Here is a 1,423-nt window from a genome sequence, read left to right on the forward strand (position 1 = left end):
ACGCCCGGAGCCGTCGACCGTCACGGTCGTCCCGGTGCACGCGCCGCCGGACGCCTGCCCGGAGACGACGTCGCAGTAGGCGCCCGCGGGCAGCGACGTCGCGAACGTGCGCGTCAGCGCGGACGACCCGGCGTTCAGCGCGACGTACCCGCGGTCGCCGCGGCCGAACGCGATCCCGCTGCCGCCGTCGTCCCACCACTGCGTGAGGTCGGTGCCGGCGACGGCGTTGCGGAACCCGACCATGTGCGCGGTCTCGTTCCAGCGGTGCGCGCACGTGAACGTGCCCTGCCCGCACGCGGCGTCGAGCACCTCGCCGCTGCCGGACTGCGGTGCGCCGGCGTCGTGGTCGCTGAAGGCGTACCCCGAGTGGACGGAGGGCCAGCCGTACGGGTACGCGAGCATGAACACGTTGGCGAGACGGTAGTCGGTGCCGTTCTTGTAGCTGAGGGTCTCGCCGTTGCGCTCGGTGTCGTGGTTGTCGACGAACACGCCCGCGCGGTCCGACGGCAGCAGCCAGGGCTGCGTGCGCAGGTCGCGCAGCGACGCGAGCTGGTTCGACTGCACCTGACCCTTGAGGTGCCGTGCGTAGCTGAACTCGTGCGAGTCTCCCGACCCGAGGTACTCGCTCGGCTGGATCGGCTCGCCGCCGGCGCCGATGACCTCGTGCACGACGTAGACGTCGCGCCCCTGGGGCGTCGCGCGCACCGTGCCGAGGATCGCCTCGAGGTCGGCCGCGGGGACGTGCTTGGCGGCGTCGACGCGGAAGCCGCGCACGCCGAGCGACACGAGGTCGAGCAGGTAGTCGGCGATCTCCTGGCGGACGTACTCCGAGCCGGTGCGCAGGTCCTGCAGGCCCACGAGGCGGCAGTGCTGCACCTGGTAGCGGTCCTGGTAGCTCGCGATGTTCGTGCGGCAGTCGTTGAAGTCCTGCGGGCCGTAGCCGCCGGCCGGGCCGGGGTACCGCTCGGTGGAGAACGGCGTGCCGGCCCAGCCGGTGCCGCCGGTCTGCCCGCTCATGTGGTTGACGACGGCGTCGGCGATCACCTCGACGCCCGCGCCGCGGCATGCCGACACCATGGCGGCGTACTCGGCGCGCGTGCCGAGCTTGGACTCGATGCGGTAGCTCACGGGCTGGTAGGACGTCCACCACTGCCCGCCGACCACGGCGTGCTCCTGCGGCGGGGACGTCTGGACCCAGCCGTAGCCGGCGGGGCCGAGCACGTCGGTGCACTCGCGCGCGATCGACGTCCACGTCCACTGGAAGAGGGTGACGCCGGGGCGGTCGTCGGGCGGGCCCGCCGCGGCGGGGCGTGCGGCGGCGAGCACCAGGGCGGCCGCGGCGAGCACGAGGGCGAGCGCGGCGGCGGTGACGCGCCGCAGGGCGGTGGCCGGTGCGCCGGCGGGCCTACCGGCCTGGGCGGGG

The 1,423-nt window shown here is 74.3% G+C and carries 1 protein-coding gene; it reads right to left on the reverse strand.

The features are described from left to right. Positions 1 to 1,380, reverse strand: a 1,380-nt coding sequence (locus ATM99_RS17550) for an alpha-amylase family protein (protein ID WP_062104089.1), incomplete at its 3' end; no start/stop codon positions are given. Between the last annotated feature and the right edge of the window lie 43 nt (positions 1,381 to 1,423).

Origin of the sequence: Cellulomonas sp. B6 (assembly GCF_001462455.1) — a bacterium.
GTDB lineage: Bacteria > Actinomycetota > Actinomycetes > Actinomycetales > Cellulomonadaceae > Cellulomonas.